A 16,858-nucleotide genomic window follows, 5' to 3' on the forward strand; every position below is an offset into this window, starting at 1 on the left:
ATGAACCAGCCGCTCGCGGGCTACGCCCCCGCACCGGTCACCGCCCGCATGGAGAACCACGGCAACCACATGCTGAAGGTCGCCATGCAGACCGGGCACGACCTCCTCGCGCGCGTGGGCTCGATGGTCGCCTACGAGGGCTTCGTCCAGTACGAGCCCAACCCGCCGGCCGTGCGCCAGATCGCCAAGGACTGGATGACCGGCGAGGGCGCGCCCCTGATGAAGTGCTCCGGGGACGGCCTGCTCTACCTCGCCGACTACGGCGCCAACGTCGTCGTGATCAACCTCAACGGCGACGGCATCTCCGTCAACGCCACCAACCTGCTCGCCTTCGACGCGCACCTCACCTGGGGCGTCGAGCGGGTCAAGGGCCTGGCGAAGTTCGCCGGGCAGGGACTGTGGAACACCAAGATCTCCGGGCAGGGCTGGGTCGCGCTGACCTCCCGGGGCAAGCCGATCGTCGTCGACTGCGGCGGTGGCGAGGACGAGACGTACGTCGACCCGGACGCGCTCGTCGCCTGGTCCCCGAACCTCAAGGTGAAGGGCAAGCGCAGCTTCAAGGCGCAGTCGCTCATCGGACGCGGCAGTGGCGAGGCCTACCAGATGGCCTTCTCCGGCCAGGGCATCGTCGTCGTCCAGCCGAGCGAGGACAGTACCGACCGCCTCCGGGTCCGGGGCTGAGGGGGAGCAGGAGAACGTCATGCAGAGCCCGATTTTCGCCTACAACGACCAGCAGACCCAGGACCGCTGGAGCCTGCAGAACAAGCAGATGCTCCGCGTCAACCTGGAGGGCCACGACGACATCCTCGCCCGCAAGGGCACGATGGTCGCCTACCAGGGACTCGTCGAGTTCGACGCCGAGTACCAGAGCAACCAGCAGGGACGCGCGCGTGCGCGCACCGGTGAGGGCCTGGACCTCATGCGCTGCCACGGGCAGGGCACGGTCTACCTCGCCAACCTCAAGCAGCACGTCCATGTCATGGACGTCGACCAGGACGGGCTGACCGTCGACAGCAGCTATGTGCTGGCGATGGACTCCTCGCTGCACCACGAGGTCATCGCGGTGGACAGCCTCTACGGCATCTCCGGCTCGGGGAAGTACCAGCTCAACATCACCGGCCGCGGCAAGGTCGCCCTCATGACCTCCGGAATGCCGCTGCTGATGCAGGTGACGCCGGACAAGTACGTCAACTGCGACGCCGACGCGATCGTCGCCTGGTCGACCGCGCTGCGGGTGCAGATGCAGGCCCAGACCCACTCCTCCGGGGTGTGGCGCCGACGCGGCAACACCGGCGAGGGCTGGGAGCTCAGCTTCATGGGCGCCGGCTTCGCGCTGGTCCAGCCGAGTGAGCTGCTGCCGCCGCAGAACGCCCAGATCGGCTCCGGCCTCGCCGCGCAGTACGGCATGGGGCAGCAGGGGGCGCGGGGGCAGAACCAGGGCAACGTCTGGAGCTGAGCGCTCCGCGGGTCGGGCCGAGAGGTTCGGGGGGCTGCGCGTCGTCTTCTGGGCGCGCGTCGTGTGTGGCCGGTCGCGCACACGCGGCGGAGCCGCACATCGGCACAGCCCCGCGCCTCTTTCGGGGCGCGACCCGCGGCCTGGTTTCAGGGGCGACCGCCTGCCGCGGTCGCCCCTCACGCGTTCACAGGCGGGCGCGCGTCGCTTCCAGAAGCCGTACGACCGACTCGTCCGCCACGTCCGCCACCTCGTCGTAGGCGAACCAGCGCAGGTCGAGGGACTCGTCGCTGATCGCCACCACGGCGTCGGCCGGGGCGAGCGCCGCGTACTGGACGTCGAGGTGCCAGGCGCACGGCGTGTGATGGCGGTCCAGGCGCACCGGGCCGCCGGACAGCAGGGTCAGGCCCGCGATGCCCGACTCCTCGGTCCCTTCCCGCAGAGCGGCGGCCGCGAGGGTCTCGTCGGCCGGCTCGCAGTGGCCGCCCATCTGCAGCCACATGCGCAGCTTCTTGTGGAGCGTGAGCAGCACGCGCTCGCGCGAGGGGTCGATCACCAGCGCGCTCGCCGTGATGTGCCCGTCGCCGCAGGCCTTCCACATGCCGTCCGCGTGGGTCTCCAGGTGCTCCAGATACGTCCGGCGCAGCTCTTCCTGGCCCTCGTACCCCTTCAGCACGAGGACCGCGTCGTCGTACAGGCTCACTCGGTGCCGTCGCCCTTGGACTCGTCGTCCTCGGAGGTGTCCTTCTTCAGGTTCGGCTTCCCACCGGAGCCGCCGGCCGCCTCGCCGAGCATCTTGTCGAGCTCGGAGAAGTCGATCTGCTCGCGGTGCACGAAGCCGTCCGGGTCGTCCAGGTCGGTGGCCGTCGGCAGCATGTCCGGGTGGGCCCACAGGGCGTCCCGGCCGTCGACACCGCGCGCGTCCGTGAGCGAGGCCCACAGGCGGGAGGCGTCGCGCAGGCGGCGCGGGCGCAGCTCGAGGCCGATCAGCGTGGCGAACGTCTGCTCCGCGGGGCCGCCCGAGGCACGGCGGCGGCGCAGCGTCTCGCGCAGGGCGTCAGCGGACGACAGACGCGGCTTCGCGGCCGCATGGACCACCGCGTCGACCCAGCCCTCGACGAGCGCCAGAGCCGTCTCCAGACGGGCCAGGGCCGCCTTCTGCTCGGGCGTGTCCTCCGGCTGGAACATGCCCTGCTGGAGAGCGTCCTGCAGCTGCTCGGGGTTCTGCGGGTCGAACTGGCCGACCACGTCCTCCAGCTTGGCGGTGTCGACCTTGATCCCGCGCGCGTAGCCGTCGACCGCGCCGAACAGGTGCGAGCGCAGCCACGGGACATGCGCGAAGAGGCGCTGGTGGGCGGCCTCGCGCAGGGCGAGATACAGCCGCACCTCCTCCTTCGGCACGCCCAGGTCCTTGCCGAACGACTCGATGTTCACCGGCAGCAGCGCGGCCTTGCCGGCCGGGCCGAGCGGCAGGCCGATGTCGGTCGAGCCGACGACCTCGCCCGCGAGCACGCCGACGGCCTGCCCGATCTGCGTGCCGAACATGGCGCCGCCCATCGAGCGCATCATGCCGATCAGCGGGCCGGCCATGGCCTGCATCTCCTCCGGCAGGACATCGCCCATGGCGGTGCCCACGCGCTCGGCGACCGGGTCGACGAGCTCCTGCCACGCGGGCAGGGTCGCCTCGACCCACTCCGCGCGGCTCCACGCCACGGCGGTGCCCGCGCCGGACGGCAGGGACGTCGCGTCGTCCAGCCACAGGTCGGCGAGGCGGACGGCCTCCTGTACGGCGGTGCGCTCGGCGGGGCCGACGCTCGCGTCCTTCGTGCCGTCCGCGGTGCCCTGGGAGACGGTCTGGCGGGCGATCTGCTTGGCCATGTCCCAGTTCACCGGGCCGCCCTCGTAAGAGAGCATCTGCCCGAGCTGCTGGAACGCGGCGCCCAGGTCGGTGGGGTTCAGTGAACCGAACATGGCTGCGAACGGATTGTCACCGCCTCCCATGCCTCCGGCACCGGGCAGCCCGAAACCGAACGGGTTGGCCGGTCCCTGACCACCACCGCTCTGCTGGTCCTTCTTCTTGCCCTCGTCGCCGTCGTCCGGCTCCTCCGGCGGAAGGCCGAATCCGAATGGGGTGTCACTCACGGGATTCCTCGGCTGGTAAGGCCACCGGCTCACGCCGACGGCACGACTGCCCGATAACACCACCCAGCGTAGACACCGCGAGCCGATCGGGCCTCGGTGCTTCGCCGACTCCCGGCCTGCGGCAGGATGGATGCCACCTGGTACGTACGCGTCACTCACGTTCGTACTGAAGACAACCGCTGGAGACGCCCGGTGAGTTCCCCTGATCCGCAGGTTCGCGCAGCGCGAAACCAGTCAACCCCTCCCGCCGCACGCGGGGTGCGAGGTCCCGTGGTCGCGGTGACCGGTGCCGCGTCCGGTATCGGCGCGCTGCTCACCGCGCGGCTGGTCGCGTCCGACGAGGTCAAGCAGGTCATCGCCATCGACGAGCGGCGCGGTGACTGCGCGGAGGCTCAGTGGCACATCCTGGATGTGCGGGATCCGGCCATCGCGGAGAAGCTGCGGGGCGCCGACGTGGTCGTTCACCTGGCACTCGACCTGGATCTGGAGACGGATCCGGCCGCGCGGACGGCATACAACGTTCGGGGGACGCAGACCGTGCTGACGGCCGCCGCGGCGGCCGGCATCCACCGGGTCGTGCTGTGCACCTCGGCGATGGTCTACGGGGCGCTCGACGACAACGAGCTGCCGCTGTCCGAGGACGCCGAACTGCGTGCGACGGCGGAGGCCACCGGGGTCGGCGACCTGCTGGAGATCGAGCGCCTCGCCCGCCGGGCACCCCGCGCCCACCCCGGACTCAATGTCACCGTCGTCCGGCCCGCGGTGCTCGTGGGCGGCACCGACACCGCGCTGACCAGGTACTTCGAGTCGCCCCGGCTGCTCGTCGTCGCCGGGTCGCGGCCCGCCTGGCAGTTCTGCCACGTCGAGGACCTCTGCGGCGCCCTGGAGTACGCCGTCCTGGAGAAGGTCGAGGGGGAGCTCGCCGTCGGGTGCGACGGATGGCTGGAGCAGGAGGAGGTCGAGGAGCTCAGCGGCATCCGGCGCATGGAGCTGCCCTCGGCGGTCGCGCTCGGCGCGGCGGCCCGGCTGCACCGCATCGGGCTGACGCCCTCCCCGGCCGGGGACCTGGCCTACACGATGTATCCGTGGGTGGTCAGCGGCAGCCGGCTCCATGACGCGGGCTGGCGGCCGCAGTGGACCAACGAGGAAGTGCTCGCGGAGCTGCTGGACGAGGTCTCCGGCCGGCACACGGTCGCCGGGCGGCGGCTCGGCCGTAAGGACGCGACGGCGGCCGGGGCCGCGGGTGCGACGGTGGCCCTGCTGGGCGCGGCCGCGGTGGTGCGGCGGGCGCGCAAGGCCCGGCGGCGGATCTGAGTCCGCGAGACATCGCGCTTTCGCCGCCGCGGAGCTGTAGGAGGCTCCAAACCCGCACGCGCGTGTGCCGGGCGATCGGGCTATTTCCCCGCCTCGCGCGCGTGGGGCACGATGGGCCCATGGCACCTACCAACGATCACCCCGGTGAGCAGGTCGCGCAGGACCCCGTCAAGCTCATCGCCATCCGTGAGACGGCCCTCTCCCTGGACGAGGTCTTCCAGGCCGTCGGGGACGACGCCGCAGGTGGGACCGCGCTCTTCGTGGGGACCGTGCGCAACCACGACGGGGGTGCCGACGTCGACGAGCTCGGGTACTCGTGCCATCCGAGTGCCGAGGCCGAGATGCGGCGGATCGCCGAGAAGGTCGTCGCCCAGTACCCGGTGCGGGCGCTCGCGGCCGTGCACCGGATCGGGGACCTCGCGGTCGGGGACCTCGCCGTCGTCGTCGCCGTCTCCTGCCCCCATCGCGGCGAGGCCTTCGAGGCGTGCCGTAAGCTGATCGACGATCTCAAGCACGAGGTGCCCATCTGGAAGCACCAGAAGTTCACGGACGGTACGGAGGAGTGGGTCGGCGCCTGCTGAGGCGCAGACCGGCCCGTACGGCTCCTGAGCCACCCCGTCCACCCCACTCCACTTGCGTAACCGCACCCCTGGCGTGAGCGTTGTCAGTGCCAGTGGTTAATCTGCTGATCAGTCAGTTGCGGTCGCTCATTGGGGATGGGAGGACGGCATGGCGGCGCTCGCCTGGTTGCTGATTCCGCTTGTAGTTGCGATTTGTGCCGGCCTGTGGGGCAGTTGGGCCAATCGGACCCGCAAGGCGCGGGGCGACGGCCCGGAGCTCGACGGTTACGCCCGCTTCCGGGCGGCCATGGAGAAGTCCTCCCGCACATGATGAAGTCCTCCCACACATGATCACGAGCGCCTGTTGGCGGCCCTGACGGGGCTCTGACAGGAGTGTCACGTACTGTCGTGGCATGCCACGCCGCACCGCGACGATGCTCGCCTCCACCCTGATGCTGATCGCGCTCCTGTGCGCGGGAGTCTTCATTCCCGTGCCGTACGCGGAGATGTCCCCGGGGCCGACGGTGAACACGCTCGGCGAGCACGACGGCGAGCCGGTGCTGCAGATCTCCGGGCGGAAGACCTACCCGACGAGCGGTCACCTCAACATGACCACCGTCCGGGTCACCAGCGCCGACTACAAGATGAACCTGGTCGAGGCCGTCTACGGCTGGCTCGCCCATGACAACAAGGTCGTGCCGCACGACACCCTCTACCCGGACGGCAAGACCGAGGAGCAGTCCACCCAGGAGAACGCCGAGGAGTTCAGCCAGTCCCAGGAGAGCGCCAAGGTCGCCGCCCTGAAGGCGCTGGACATCCCGGTGCAGAGCTGGGTGATCGTCTCGACCGTCGTCAAGGGCACTCCCGCCGAGGGCAAGCTGCACGCCGGTGACGTGATCAAGGCCGTCGACGGCACCGCGATCAAGGAGCCCACGGACGTCGCCGAGCTGGTCACCAAGCACAAGCCCGGCCAGGACGTCGTCTTCACGATCGTGCCCGCCAAGGAGCAGGCCGCCGCGGAGAAGGAGCGCCGGACGCCGACGAGGACCGAGAAGGTCACGATCAGGACCGCCGAGTCCGACGACAGCGGCGGCAAGCGGGCCATCGTCGGGATCTCCGCCGGGACCGACCACACCTTCCCGTTCAGCATCGACATCAAGCTCGCCGACGTCGGCGGGCCCAGCGCCGGCCTGATGTTCTCGCTCGGGCTCTACGACAAGCTCACCCCGGGCAGCCTCACCGGCGGCAAGTTCGTCGCCGGCACCGGCACCATCGACGACGAGGGCAAGGTCGGCCCCATCGGCGGCATCGAGATGAAGACCATCGCCGCGCGCGAGAAGGGCGCCCAGTACTTCCTGACGCCCAAGGACAACTGCGCGACCGCCTCCAGGGACGTCCCGGGCGGCCTCACGCTCGTCAAGGTCGACACCATCGACGACGCCCTCGGCGCCCTGAAGGACATCCGCTCCGGAGACACCGCCGACCTGCCGAAGTGCACGACGAAGAGCTGAGCGACCGGCATCCGTACGACGACGGGGGCGCCTCTCGGACCGAGGGGCGCCCCCGTCGCCGTACCGGAAAACCTCAGTCCTCGAAGGTCGCCTTCAGAGCGTCCGCCAGGCCGGGGACCAGGTCCGGGCCCGTGAGGACCTCCGTCGGGGTGTCCTTCTCACGCAGGCGCAGGGCCGACTCACGGGTGCCGTCGCGCAGGACCGCGACCGTCATGCGGACCTCCTGACGGTCCGGGTGGTCCGCCACCCACTTCGCGAGCTTGGCGTCGCTCAGGCCCTGCGGAACCTGCGCCTCCGCGGACGGCGGCAGCATCAGGCGCTCGACCGTGAGCGCGCAGCCGGCCACCGCGTCGGGCCAGGCGATGGTGCCGAGGAACTCGTCGAGCGCTTTGCCCGTTGCAATTTCGTCCTGCTCGATCGGGGTCAGGCCGGAGGACTCCTCCTCGTCCCCCAGGCCGAGCTGGGCGGCGAGGCCGGGTTCCTGGGCTCGCAGCCGTGCGGTGTCGACGAGGGCGAAGAGGCGGGCGGGCTGGTCCCAGCCGAGGCCGGAGGCGTACTCGTCGATCTCGAGAACGGCCCGGGTCAGCGGGTTCGCAGCCATGGGAGTGTTGGACATGGTCACAATCCTCTCTCGTTCCTGGCCGGAATCGGGAACCGAGTAAACGGTGAGTAAGTTGCATAGGTGTGGGCCCACGATCACGGGGGGCCACGAGGGGTCCACGAAGACGCGGGCCTGACGAAGACCAACAGCGAACTTCGGGGTGCGAACCTTGGCTTTCCAGATGCCGGACCGCGGCGGAGGCCCGACCGGGCCACGGATCAGAGTGGGCCGCCCGTCCCGGCGTGTCCGGACCCTGCTCATGACACTGGGCGTGCTCGCCGTCCTCGGCATGGCCTTCACCATGTTCGCGGGGTTCTGGACGGACTGGCTCTGGTACCGGTCGGTGAACTACTCCTCGGTGTTCACCACCACGCTCTGGACGAAGATCGGACTCTTCTTCGTCTTCGGCCTGTTGATGGCCCTCGCGGTCGGCTTCAACATCTGGCTGGCGCACCGGCTGCGCCCGCCGCTGAGCGCCATGTCGATGGAGCAGCAGAGCCTCGACCGCTACCGCATGGGCATCGCGCCGTACAAGAAGTGGCTGCTGCTCGCGATCACCGCCCTGGTCGGCCTGATCGCCGGCGCCTCCGCCTCCAGCCAGTGGCGGACGTGGCTGATGTGGGTCAACGGCGTTCCGTTCGGCGAGAAGGACCCGCAGTTCCACCTGGACGTCGGCTTCTACGCCTTCGACCTGCCCTGGTACCGGTTCCTGCTCGGCTTCGGCTTCGCCGCCGCGATCCTCTCCGTGATCGCAGCCGCGCTCACCCACTACCTGTACGGCGGGCTGCGCATCACCAGCCCGGGCGCGCGCGCCACGGCCGCCGCCACCGGTCATCTGTCGGTCCTCATCGGCATCTTCGTCGCCCTGAAGGCGGTCGCGTACTGGCTCGACCGGTACGGACTCGCCGTGAAGTCCAGCGACTTCAAGGCGACCGACAACTGGACCGGCCTGAGGTACGTCGACGCCAACGCCTATCTGCCGGCCAAGACGATCCTGTTCTGCATCGCCGTCATCTGCGCGCTGCTGTTCTTCGCCACGCTGTGGCGGCGCACCTGGCAGCTGCCCGTCATCGGCTTCGGCCTGATGGTGCTCTCGGCGATCCTCATCGGCGGCCTCTACCCGGCGATCGTGCAGAAGTTCCAGGTCCAGCCCAACGAGCAGGCCAAGGAAGCCCCGTACGTCGAGAAGAACCTCAAGGCGACGCGCGACGCGTACGGCATCGACGGCACGCAGGTCACCGAGTACCCGGGCACCAGCAAGACCGAGGACAAGACGCAGCTGCGCGACGACGTCGACTCCACGGCGAGCATCCGCATCCTGGACCCGAACATCGTCTCGCCGACGTTCCAGCAGCTCCAGCAGATCAGGAACTACTACGCGTTCCCGACCAATCTGGACGTCGACCGGTACGCCAAGGACGGCAAGGACCAGGACACCGTCATCGGTCTGCGTGAGATCAATCTCAACGGCATTCCGAAGCGGAACTGGATCAACGACCACTTCCGTTACACCCACGGCTACGGCGTGGTCGCCGCCGAGGGCACCAGCGCCGACTCCCAGGGCCGCCCCGACTTCACCGAGTCCGACCTGCCGTCCAAGGGTGACCTCGGGACGTACGAACAGCGGGTCTACTACGGCGAGAAGACCACGATGTACTCGATCGTCGGCGGTCCCCAGAAGGAGATCGACTACTCCGACGACAGCGGTGAGAAGACCTACAGCTACAAGGCCGACAGCGGGGTCAGTCTCTCCAACCCGGTCAACCGGGCCGCGTACGCGGTGGCGTTCGGCGAGCCGCAGATCCTTTACTCGGGCGCCATCGGCGACGGTTCGCGCATCCTGTACAACCGCACGCCCAAGGAGCGCGTCGAGGCGGTCGCCCCGTGGCTGACCATCGACGGCGACGCCTACCCGGCGGTCGTGGACGGGCGTATCCAGTGGATCGTCGACGCGTACACGACGACGAACGGCTACCCGTACTCGTCCCGTACGACCCTCGGCGACACCACGGCCGACTCGCTGACCGCCACCAACGACAACCGCGCGGTGGTGGCCCAGCAGAACCAGGTCAACTACATCCGCAACTCGGTGAAGGCGACGGTCGACGCCTACACCGGCGAGGTCAAGCTCTTCCAGTGGGACACCAAGGACCCGGTTCTGAAGACCTGGATGAAGGCCTTCCCGAACACGGTGGAGCCCAAGAGCGAGATCTCCAAGTCGCTGATGGACCATCTGCGCTACCCGCAGGACCTGTTCAAGGTCCAGCGCGAGCTGCTCACCCGCTACCACGTGAAGGACGCCACGACGTTCCTCAGCGGCAGCGAGGTCTGGCAGGTGCCGGACGACCCGACGAACAAGTCGGGCAGCGCGACACCGCCGTACTACCTGAGCATGAAGATGCCCGACCAGGCGGCGCAGGCGTTCTCGCTGACGACGACGTTCACACCGAACGGCCGGGACAACCTGAGCGCGTTCATGGCCGTCGACGCCGAAGCGGGCACCAGTGACTACGGCAAGATCAGAATTCTGAAACTGCCGACCAACACCACGGTCAACGGCCCCAGTCAGGTCCAGAGCCAGTTCAACTCCGAACAGGACATCGCCGAGACCATCAGGCTGCTCAGAGGCGGCGACTCCGAGGTCGAGTACGGCAACCTGCTGGCGGTGCCGCTGGACGGCGGGCTGCTCTACGTGGAGCCGGTCTACGTACGCGGTGGCGGACTGAAGTACCCACTGCTGCGGAAGGTGTTGGTGTCCTACGGCGGCACCACCGCCTTCGAGGACACGCTCGGCGAGGCCCTCAACAAGGTCTTCGGAGCGGAAGGCGCGACACCGGAGCCACCGGACGAGGACGACGGCGGTACGACGCCTCCGCCGACGTCGGCCAACCCGAACGTCCAAGAGGCGCTCGACGACGCCCAGAAGGCCTTCGAGGCCGGCCAGGAAGCCCTGAAGAAGGGTGACTGGGAGGCGTACGGCAAGGCGCAGAAGGACCTCGAGGACGCGCTGCGACGGGCCGAGGACGCGCAGACGCAGGGCGACAAGACCGGCGGCGGCGCGGGCAGCGGCGGCGGCGGTGCGAAGCCGAGCGGCAGTCCGAGCCCCAGTGGCAGTCCCAGCGGCAGTCCCAGTGCCAGTCCCAGCGGCACCTAGGGACCGAGGTTGATCGAATAGCCCACCCCGCGCCGTGATACGGTTGCTGCACAACGGCGCGGGGTGGAGCAGCTCGGTAGCTCGCTGGGCTCATAACCCAGAGGTCGCAGGTTCAAATCCTGTCCCCGCTACTGAAGTCGGCGAACATTTCGTACGACAGCGAAGGCCCGGATCCTCCAGAGGATCCGGGCCTTTGTGATGTGCGAACGCATGTGCCGGGCAGAAGGACGGTCGTGCCGCCGTGGGGAGTTGGGCGAACTGTGTTTGACTTGTCTCTCTGTGGGCATGTCGACAAAACGCTGAAGTGACCTCACTGGCTGCGGTATACCAGGTGTACCCAGGTTGCAGGTGGTGCGACGATGGACGTTATGGGGGACAAGGCAACTCTGTTGGAGACAGGGCGGTTTGTGCAGCCTGCCGACTTTGTGCAGCCGACGGGCGATTTGACGCAGCCCGAGAACGGAACGTCGCAGCCGACGGACAGCGCTTCCCCGGCGGTGGGTGACCTCCCGCAGCCCGAGGGTGACTACGCGTTCGGCCGGCCGGCCGACCAGGACGAGACGGGGGAGGCCGCCGAGGAGGCGCGCCGGCGGCTCGCCGCCGAGAGCGGTGACGTCGAGGCGATGAGCGTCCTCGGGGCCATGCTGCTGCGCCGCGGCGATCTCGACGGAGCCGAGCCGCATCTGCGTGCCGCCACCGCCGCCGGGGACCGGGCCGCCGCGAACAACCTGGGAGTCCTGCTGCACCAGCGCGGATACGCCGACGAGGCCGCCGGGTGGTGGCGGATCGCCGCCGTCGCCGGGTCGGCCGCCGCCGCGCACGCGCTGGGACGCCACCACCGCGAGCGCGGCGACGAGCCCGCCGCCGAGTACTGGCTGCGCCAGTCCGCCGAGCAGGGGCACACGCTGGGCGCGTACGCGCTCGCCGATCTGCTGGAGCATCGCAGCGACGGCCGGGCCGAGCGCTGGATGCGGGCCGCGGCGGAGCGCGGGCACCGCGAGGCGGCGTACCGGCTGGCGCGCGCGCTCGACCGGCAGGCGACCCACGCGGACGAGGACGGTGCCGACAACGGTGTCGCGGCGGACGAGACACTGCTGGACGAGGCCGAGCAGTGGTACCGGCAGGCCGCCGCACGCGGCCACCGCAGGGCCGCGCTGCACCTCGGGGCGATCCTGGAGAAGCGCGGCGAGCTCAAGGAGGCCGGGCGCTGGTACCTGACGTCCGCCAAGGACGGCGAGGCGCGGGCCGCCTGCGCGCTCGGGTTCCTGCTGCGGGACGCCGGTGACACCGAGAGCGCCGCCGTGTGGTGGCTGCGGGCCGCGCAGGACGGCGACGGCAACGCCGCGAACGCGCTGGGCGCGCTGCACGCCGAGCGCGGCGAGACGCAGACCGCCGAGCGCTGGTACCGGGCCGCGATGGACGCCGGCGACGTGAACGGCGCGTACAACCTCGGCCTGCTCTGCGCGGAGCAGGCACGCACCGCGCAGGCCGAGCAGTGGTACCGGCGGGCCGCGTACGCCGGGCACCGCGAGGCGGCGAACGCGCTGGCGATCCTGCTGCTGCAGGGCGGGGACACGACGGGTGCCGAGCCGTGGTTCTCCAAGGCCGCGGAGGCCGGCAGCGTGGACGCCGCGTTCAACCTGGGGATCCTGTACGCCGGGCGCGGCGAGGAGCGGGCCGGGCTGCGGTGGTACGAGCGTGCCGCGGCGGCCGGACACACGGAGGCGGCGCTGCAGGTCGGCATCGCCCGGCTGCGGGACGGCGACGAGCTCGCGGCGGAGCGGCATCTTCGGTGCGCGGCCGGCGGCGGCAGCGCGGAGGCCGCGTACCGGCTGGCGACCGTGCTGGACGCCCGGCGGCCGCCGGAGCCTGAGCACGAGCTCGGGGAGCCGGCGCACGAGAAGACCGAGTGCGAGGAGTGGTACGAGCGGGCGGCCTCGCAGGGGCACCGGCGGGCACAGGTGCGGGTCGGGATGATGGCCGCGGCGCGGGGTGACGTGGTGGAGGCGGCTCGGTGGTACCGGGCGGCCGCCGAGGCCGGCTCGCGCAACGGCGCCTTCAACCTGGGGCTGCTGCTCGCCCGCGAGGGCAGCGAGCCCGAGGCGGCGGTGTGGTGGACGCGGGCGGCCGACGCCGGGCACGGGCGGTCGGCGCTGCGCCTCGCCCTGGTCTACGCGCGTCGTGGCGAGCTCGCGGAGGGGCAGCGGTGGGCCGACCGGGCGGTGTCGCTCGGGCCGCGCGAGGTCGCGGAGCGTGCGGCCCGGCTGCGGGACGCGCTGCGGGAAGAGCTGTCGGCGTGACGCTGTCTGCGTGACGATGTCGGCGTGACGCTGTGTGTTCGGCCCGGTCCAGCCCGGTCCGGCCCGCCGGGCCGACGCGGCGATCCGGGGCGGCGCGACGCATCGGCGACAAGCGATTTGCCTCTGTCCGCGTCGTTGACGTAATGTTGCGTTCACCGACGCGGGGTGGAGCAGCTCGGTAGCTCGCTGGGCTCATAACCCAGAGGTCGCAGGTTCAAATCCTGTCCCCGCTACTGAAGACCTGAGGCCGGGACCCGAAAGGGTCCCGGCCTCAAGGGTTTTCTCAGGGCCGGTGGAGGTGTTTTCTCAGGGCCGGTGGCCCACCGCCTCCTCGTAGAAGGACCGGCTCACCGTCTGTGACTCCGGCAGCGGGCCTCCCTCCGCCACCCCCTGCGCCTGGTAGGCCGACTGCAGGCGGGTCGTCGTACCGGAGCGGATCTCCCAGTCCATGACCAGGGACGGCGTGGAGCTGAGGATCGGCTCCTCCGCCTTGAGCAGTCCGGCCAGGTAGGTGACGAAGCTCGCATCCCGCTTGTAGTCCGACGCGAAGTAGGTGTTCAACGTGCGGATGTAGGCCCGTACGAGAGCCACGCCCGCGTCCACGTCGTCCGTCAGCAGCGTGCGGCCGTACAGCATGCCGCCCAGAGGCTCGCCCCGAGGCTGGCCGCCCAGGAACGCGTAGCCCCGCTCGCCGTCCACCTTGCGCCAGACCGGGTCGAGGAGCCACGCGGAGTCGACGCCGCCGTTCTGGAGGGCCGTGAGGACGTCCGCCGAGCCCAGCTGCTGGTACTGGATGTCGGCGAGGCCGCCGCCGTGCCGCTCCAGGGCCCTCTCCATGGGGTACGCGATGACCGAGCCCTTGCCGATCATCGTGCCCAGCCTGCGGCCGGCCATGGCGACGCGGTTCGCGCTCTCGCCGTCCTTCAGACGCACCCACAGGCCGCTCTTCGACTTCGGGGCCGGCGAGAAGTTCCCGGCGACCCACTTGATGTCGAACCCGCCCCGCAGGCCGTTCATCACCGCCGCCTCCGGAGCCGCCCACAGCGCGTCGATCTCGCCCTTGGCCAGCAGGGGCAGCGCGTCCGGCGTCGGCAGGACCTTCAGCGTGACGTCCAGGCCCTCCTTCTGGAACTCACCCTTGTCGAGGGCCACTTGCAGCGGTGCCACGTACTCGGCGCTCAGCGTGCCCGTCGCGATCGTCAGCTCGCGAGGCTCCCGCAGCGGCCGCGGGGGAGGGGCACCGGGCTGGCAGCGCGCCGGAGTCCGGTCCGGGGCGAGGTTCGCCGGGTCCGTCCAGGAGCTCGCCCCGCAGCCCTCGACCGGGCGGACCGTGCGGCCGCCGGGCGCCTTCGACGAGGAGTCCGACGCGTACGGCGACGAGCAGGCCGCCGACGCCAGCAGGGCCCCCGCGGCGAGGAGAACGCCGTACAGAGGTGGCCCTCCTCTCATGACTGGCCCCTTCCTCGGTCCCTCGGTGCCCAGGGCGTGAGCAGGCGTCCGGCGAAGCGGATCAGTTCGGAGAAGAGGACCCCGAGGATCGCGACGCAGACGATGCCGACGAACATCACGTCGTTCTGGAACAGGGCCCGTGAGTCGAAGATCAGATGGCCCAGGCCGTTCGTCGCGGCGATCTGTTCGGAGGCGACGATGACCAGGACCGCCACGCCCGCCGCGATTCGCGCGCCCACCAGGACGGCGGGGAGCGACGCGGGGAGCAGGACATGGCGGAACATCTGCCATCGCGAGGCGCCGAAGACCCGGCCCGCGTCGCGGTGGCCGGAGGGGATCGACATGACCGCGGACATGGTGGAGATCCAGACGAAGAAGAACACCATCGCCGCCACGAGGGCCACCTGGGGGCCCTCGCCGAGGCCGAACATGTTGAGGAAGACCGGCAGCAGGGCCAGTTTCGGTACGACGTACAGCGCGTCCAGCAGCGGCTCCAGCGCCGCCCGTACCAGGGACAGGGAGCCCATCAGCAGGCCCAGTGCGTAACCCGCCGCCGTGCCGGCCGCGTATCCCGCCAGGACCCGCTTCAGCGTCGCCCACACGTCCGGCCACAACTCGCCGGCCGCGGCCCGGTCCCAGCCGTCGGCGAGGATCGTGAACGGGGCCGGGTAGACGCGGTCGTCGATCCAGCCCTGCCCCGCGGCCAGTTGCCACAGCAGGAGGAGAACGAGGGGTAAGGCGAGCGCCAGTGAGAGTTCCAGCGCGCGCCTGCGGCGGTGGGTGCGGGCGGGGTGGAGTTCGCGCGGGCCGGGGCGGCGGACCAGGACCGACTCGGCGGGCGGCTTCGTGAGGGTCGTCATGCCGGTACGGCCTCCTTCCGCAGCAGGTCCCACAGTTCGCTCTTCAGCCCGGTGAACTCGGGGGTCGCGCGGACGTCGCCGGTGCGGGGGCGCGGGAAGGGCGGGCGGTGCTCGGCGATGATCCGGCCCGGCCGGGCGGACATGACCAGCACGCGGTCGCCGAGGACGATCGCCTCCTCCAGGCTGTGCGTGATGAACAGCGTGGTCGTCCTGAGCGACTGGGTGAGGTCCAGGAGCTCGTCCTGCAGGATCGTGCGGAGCTGGGCGTCGAGGGCCGCGAAGGGCTCGTCCATCAGCAGGAGTTCGGGTTCCACGGCCAGGGCGCGGGCGATGGCCACGCGCTGGCGCATGCCGCCGGAGAGGGCGGCCGGGTAGGCGTCCGCGAAGTCCGACAGGCCCATGCGGGCCAGCCAGTCGTCGGCGCGGGCGTTCGCCTCCCGGCGCGGGACGCGTTGGACGTCCAGGCCGAAGCGGACGTTGGCGCGGACGCTCTTCCAGTCGTAGATGCCGTAGTCCTGGAAGATCATGGCCGCCGGGCGGCTGCTGGAGGTGCGGATCTCCAGGGTGCCCGTGCTCGGGCGGAGCAGGCCGGCGGCGATGCGCAGCAGCGTCGACTTGCCGCAGCCGGAGGGGCCGACGACGCAGACGAACTCGCCGGGGGCGACGGTCAGATCCAGGGGACCGAGGGCGTGGACGGTGTGGGGGGTTCGGCCGAAGGTGCGGGTCAGGTCGTTCGCTGTGAGTTTGGGATACGGCTCTCCCACTTCTGTCTCCTCGCGGAGTGCGGAACGGACGTGTGGGTGCCGTTGACCATATGACGACCCGTCAGATTCCGGAACCCCGCCCGCCCTCAACCGGGCAGCACAAAGCCCCGGCACTCATGTGTGCCGGGGCTCGGGGAAGGTGGCCGACTGGCGTGGCCGGTTAGGCCTTCGCGCAGTTCGGGCAGATGCCGCGGTACGTCACCTCGACGTCCGAGACCGTGAAGCCGAAGCGCTCGGAGTCGGGGAGGTCGGCCATCGGGTTGCCCGTCGGGTGGACGTCCCGGATCGAGCCGCACTGGGCGCACACCAGGTGGTGGTGGGGCCGGTGGGCGTTCGGGTCGTACCGCTTGGCGCGCTTGTCGGTGGAGACCTCGAGCACCTCGCCGAGGGTGACCAGCTCGCCCAGCGTGTTGTAGACGGTCGCGCGGGAGATCTCGGGCAGCTTGGCGACAGCCCTCGCGTGCACCTCGTCGGCCGTCAGGTGGACGTGATCGCCGGCGAGGACCTCGGCCACGACGCGCCGCTGCGCGGTCATCCGCCATCCGCGTCCGCGCAGCCGTTCCAGAAGGTCACTCATGGAGAACACCTTAACAGCAGTAGGACCAGCTTCCGAATGGATGTGACTTTGGAGCTTGACCTAACTTAGACAAAGTCCAACTTGGGCCAACGTCACGCCATACACGCGTGCCGCGTTCCTCTCCGCTGAGCGGACGGGCCGGGCTTCCCCGCGGGGGCCCGGCCCGCTTCGCG

The 16,858-nt window shown here is 70.4% G+C and carries 15 protein-coding genes and 2 tRNA genes; 10 read left to right on the forward strand and 7 right to left on the reverse strand.

Annotation, left to right across the window (positions count from 1 at the left end; translation table 11 throughout):
- Together ACIRD7_RS17720 and ACIRD7_RS17725 are read left to right on the forward strand one after the other, a co-directional pair.
- The gene (locus ACIRD7_RS17720) at positions 1-681 is read left to right on the forward strand and encodes an AIM24 family protein (protein WP_403453961.1); all 681 of its coding nucleotides are present in this window, start codon (positions 1-3) and stop codon (positions 679-681) included.
- A gap of 19 nt (positions 682-700) precedes the next feature.
- A complete protein-coding gene (locus ACIRD7_RS17725; RefSeq protein WP_403453962.1) occupies positions 701-1,456 on the forward strand; it encodes an AIM24 family protein in 756 nt (251 codons plus the stop codon).
- A gap of 184 nt (positions 1,457-1,640) precedes the next feature.
- Here the strand turns inward: ACIRD7_RS17725 and ACIRD7_RS17730 are convergent, their stop codons facing one another.
- Together ACIRD7_RS17730 and ACIRD7_RS17735 are read right to left on the reverse strand one after the other, a co-directional pair.
- The gene (locus tag ACIRD7_RS17730) at positions 1,641-2,156 is read right to left on the reverse strand and encodes an NUDIX hydrolase (protein WP_403453963.1); all 516 of its coding nucleotides are present in this window, start codon (positions 2,154-2,156) and stop codon (positions 1,641-1,643) included.
- Positions 2,153-3,595 (reverse strand): zinc-dependent metalloprotease, encoded by a 1,443-nt coding sequence (locus ACIRD7_RS17735; RefSeq protein ID WP_403453964.1) that lies wholly within the window; start codon positions 3,593-3,595, stop codon positions 2,153-2,155. The genes ACIRD7_RS17730 and ACIRD7_RS17735 overlap by 4 nt, the downstream gene beginning before the upstream one ends.
- 192 nt (positions 3,596-3,787) lie before the next feature.
- Between ACIRD7_RS17735 and ACIRD7_RS17740 the strand changes: the two genes are divergently transcribed.
- The 4 genes from ACIRD7_RS17740 (at position 3,788) to ACIRD7_RS17755 (ending at position 6,980) form a co-directional block, all read left to right on the forward strand.
- On the forward strand, positions 3,788-4,909 hold the full coding sequence (locus ACIRD7_RS17740) for an SDR family oxidoreductase (RefSeq protein ID WP_403453966.1): 1,122 nt from the start codon (positions 3,788-3,790) through the stop codon (positions 4,907-4,909).
- A 119-nt stretch (positions 4,910-5,028) separates the two neighbouring features.
- A complete protein-coding gene (locus ACIRD7_RS17745) occupies positions 5,029-5,490 on the forward strand; it encodes a molybdenum cofactor biosynthesis protein MoaE (protein WP_403453968.1) in 462 nt (153 codons plus the stop codon).
- Positions 5,491-5,638: 148 nt separating this feature from the next.
- Positions 5,639-5,800 (forward strand): hypothetical protein, encoded by a 162-nt coding sequence (locus ACIRD7_RS17750; protein WP_403453970.1) that lies wholly within the window; start codon positions 5,639-5,641, stop codon positions 5,798-5,800.
- Positions 5,801-5,882: 82 nt separating this feature from the next.
- Positions 5,883-6,980, forward strand: coding sequence for a PDZ domain-containing protein (locus tag ACIRD7_RS17755; protein ID WP_403453971.1), 1,098 nt, complete (start codon positions 5,883-5,885; stop codon positions 6,978-6,980).
- Between the two features lie 73 nt (positions 6,981-7,053).
- Here the strand turns inward: ACIRD7_RS17755 and ACIRD7_RS17760 are convergent, their stop codons facing one another.
- Positions 7,054-7,596, reverse strand: a complete 543-nt coding sequence (locus ACIRD7_RS17760) for a PPA1309 family protein (RefSeq protein ID WP_403453972.1) — start codon at positions 7,594-7,596, stop codon at positions 7,054-7,056.
- Between the two features lie 166 nt (positions 7,597-7,762).
- On the opposite strand from ACIRD7_RS17760, the gene ACIRD7_RS17765 reads away from it, so the two are divergent.
- From ACIRD7_RS17765 to ACIRD7_RS17780, 4 genes are all read left to right on the forward strand, one after another.
- Positions 7,763-10,735, forward strand: a complete 2,973-nt coding sequence (locus ACIRD7_RS17765) for a UPF0182 family protein (protein WP_403455073.1) — start codon at positions 7,763-7,765, stop codon at positions 10,733-10,735.
- 57 nt (positions 10,736-10,792) lie between these two features.
- Positions 10,793-10,866, forward strand: a tRNA-Met gene (locus tag ACIRD7_RS17770).
- Between the two features lie 228 nt (positions 10,867-11,094).
- A complete protein-coding gene (locus ACIRD7_RS17775) occupies positions 11,095-13,035 on the forward strand; it encodes a sel1 repeat family protein (RefSeq protein WP_403453973.1) in 1,941 nt (646 codons plus the stop codon).
- 159 nt (positions 13,036-13,194) lie between these two features.
- A tRNA-Met gene (locus tag ACIRD7_RS17780) sits at positions 13,195-13,268 on the forward strand.
- A gap of 73 nt (positions 13,269-13,341) precedes the next feature.
- Here the strand turns inward: ACIRD7_RS17780 and ACIRD7_RS17785 are convergent.
- From ACIRD7_RS17785 to ACIRD7_RS17800, 4 genes are all read right to left on the reverse strand, one after another.
- On the reverse strand, positions 13,342-14,484 hold the full coding sequence (locus tag ACIRD7_RS17785) for an ABC transporter substrate-binding protein (protein WP_403453974.1): 1,143 nt from the start codon (positions 14,482-14,484) through the stop codon (positions 13,342-13,344).
- Positions 14,481-15,344 (reverse strand): ABC transporter permease, encoded by an 864-nt coding sequence (locus tag ACIRD7_RS17790; RefSeq protein WP_403453976.1) that lies wholly within the window; start codon positions 15,342-15,344, stop codon positions 14,481-14,483. Before ACIRD7_RS17790 ends, ACIRD7_RS17785 begins: the two co-directional genes overlap by 4 nt.
- Positions 15,341-16,108, reverse strand: a complete 768-nt coding sequence (locus tag ACIRD7_RS17795; RefSeq protein WP_403453978.1) for an ABC transporter ATP-binding protein — start codon at positions 16,106-16,108, stop codon at positions 15,341-15,343. The genes ACIRD7_RS17790 and ACIRD7_RS17795 overlap by 4 nt, the downstream gene beginning before the upstream one ends.
- 160 nt (positions 16,109-16,268) lie before the next feature.
- Entirely contained in the window at positions 16,269-16,685 is a 417-nt protein-coding gene (locus ACIRD7_RS17800; protein ID WP_062700520.1) for a Fur family transcriptional regulator, read from the reverse strand.
- Positions 16,686-16,858: the final 173 nt, after the last annotated feature.

The sequence above is a fragment of the Streptomyces sp. NPDC093568 genome, assembly GCF_044764945.1.
Classification (GTDB): Bacteria; Actinomycetota; Actinomycetes; order Streptomycetales; family Streptomycetaceae; genus Streptomyces.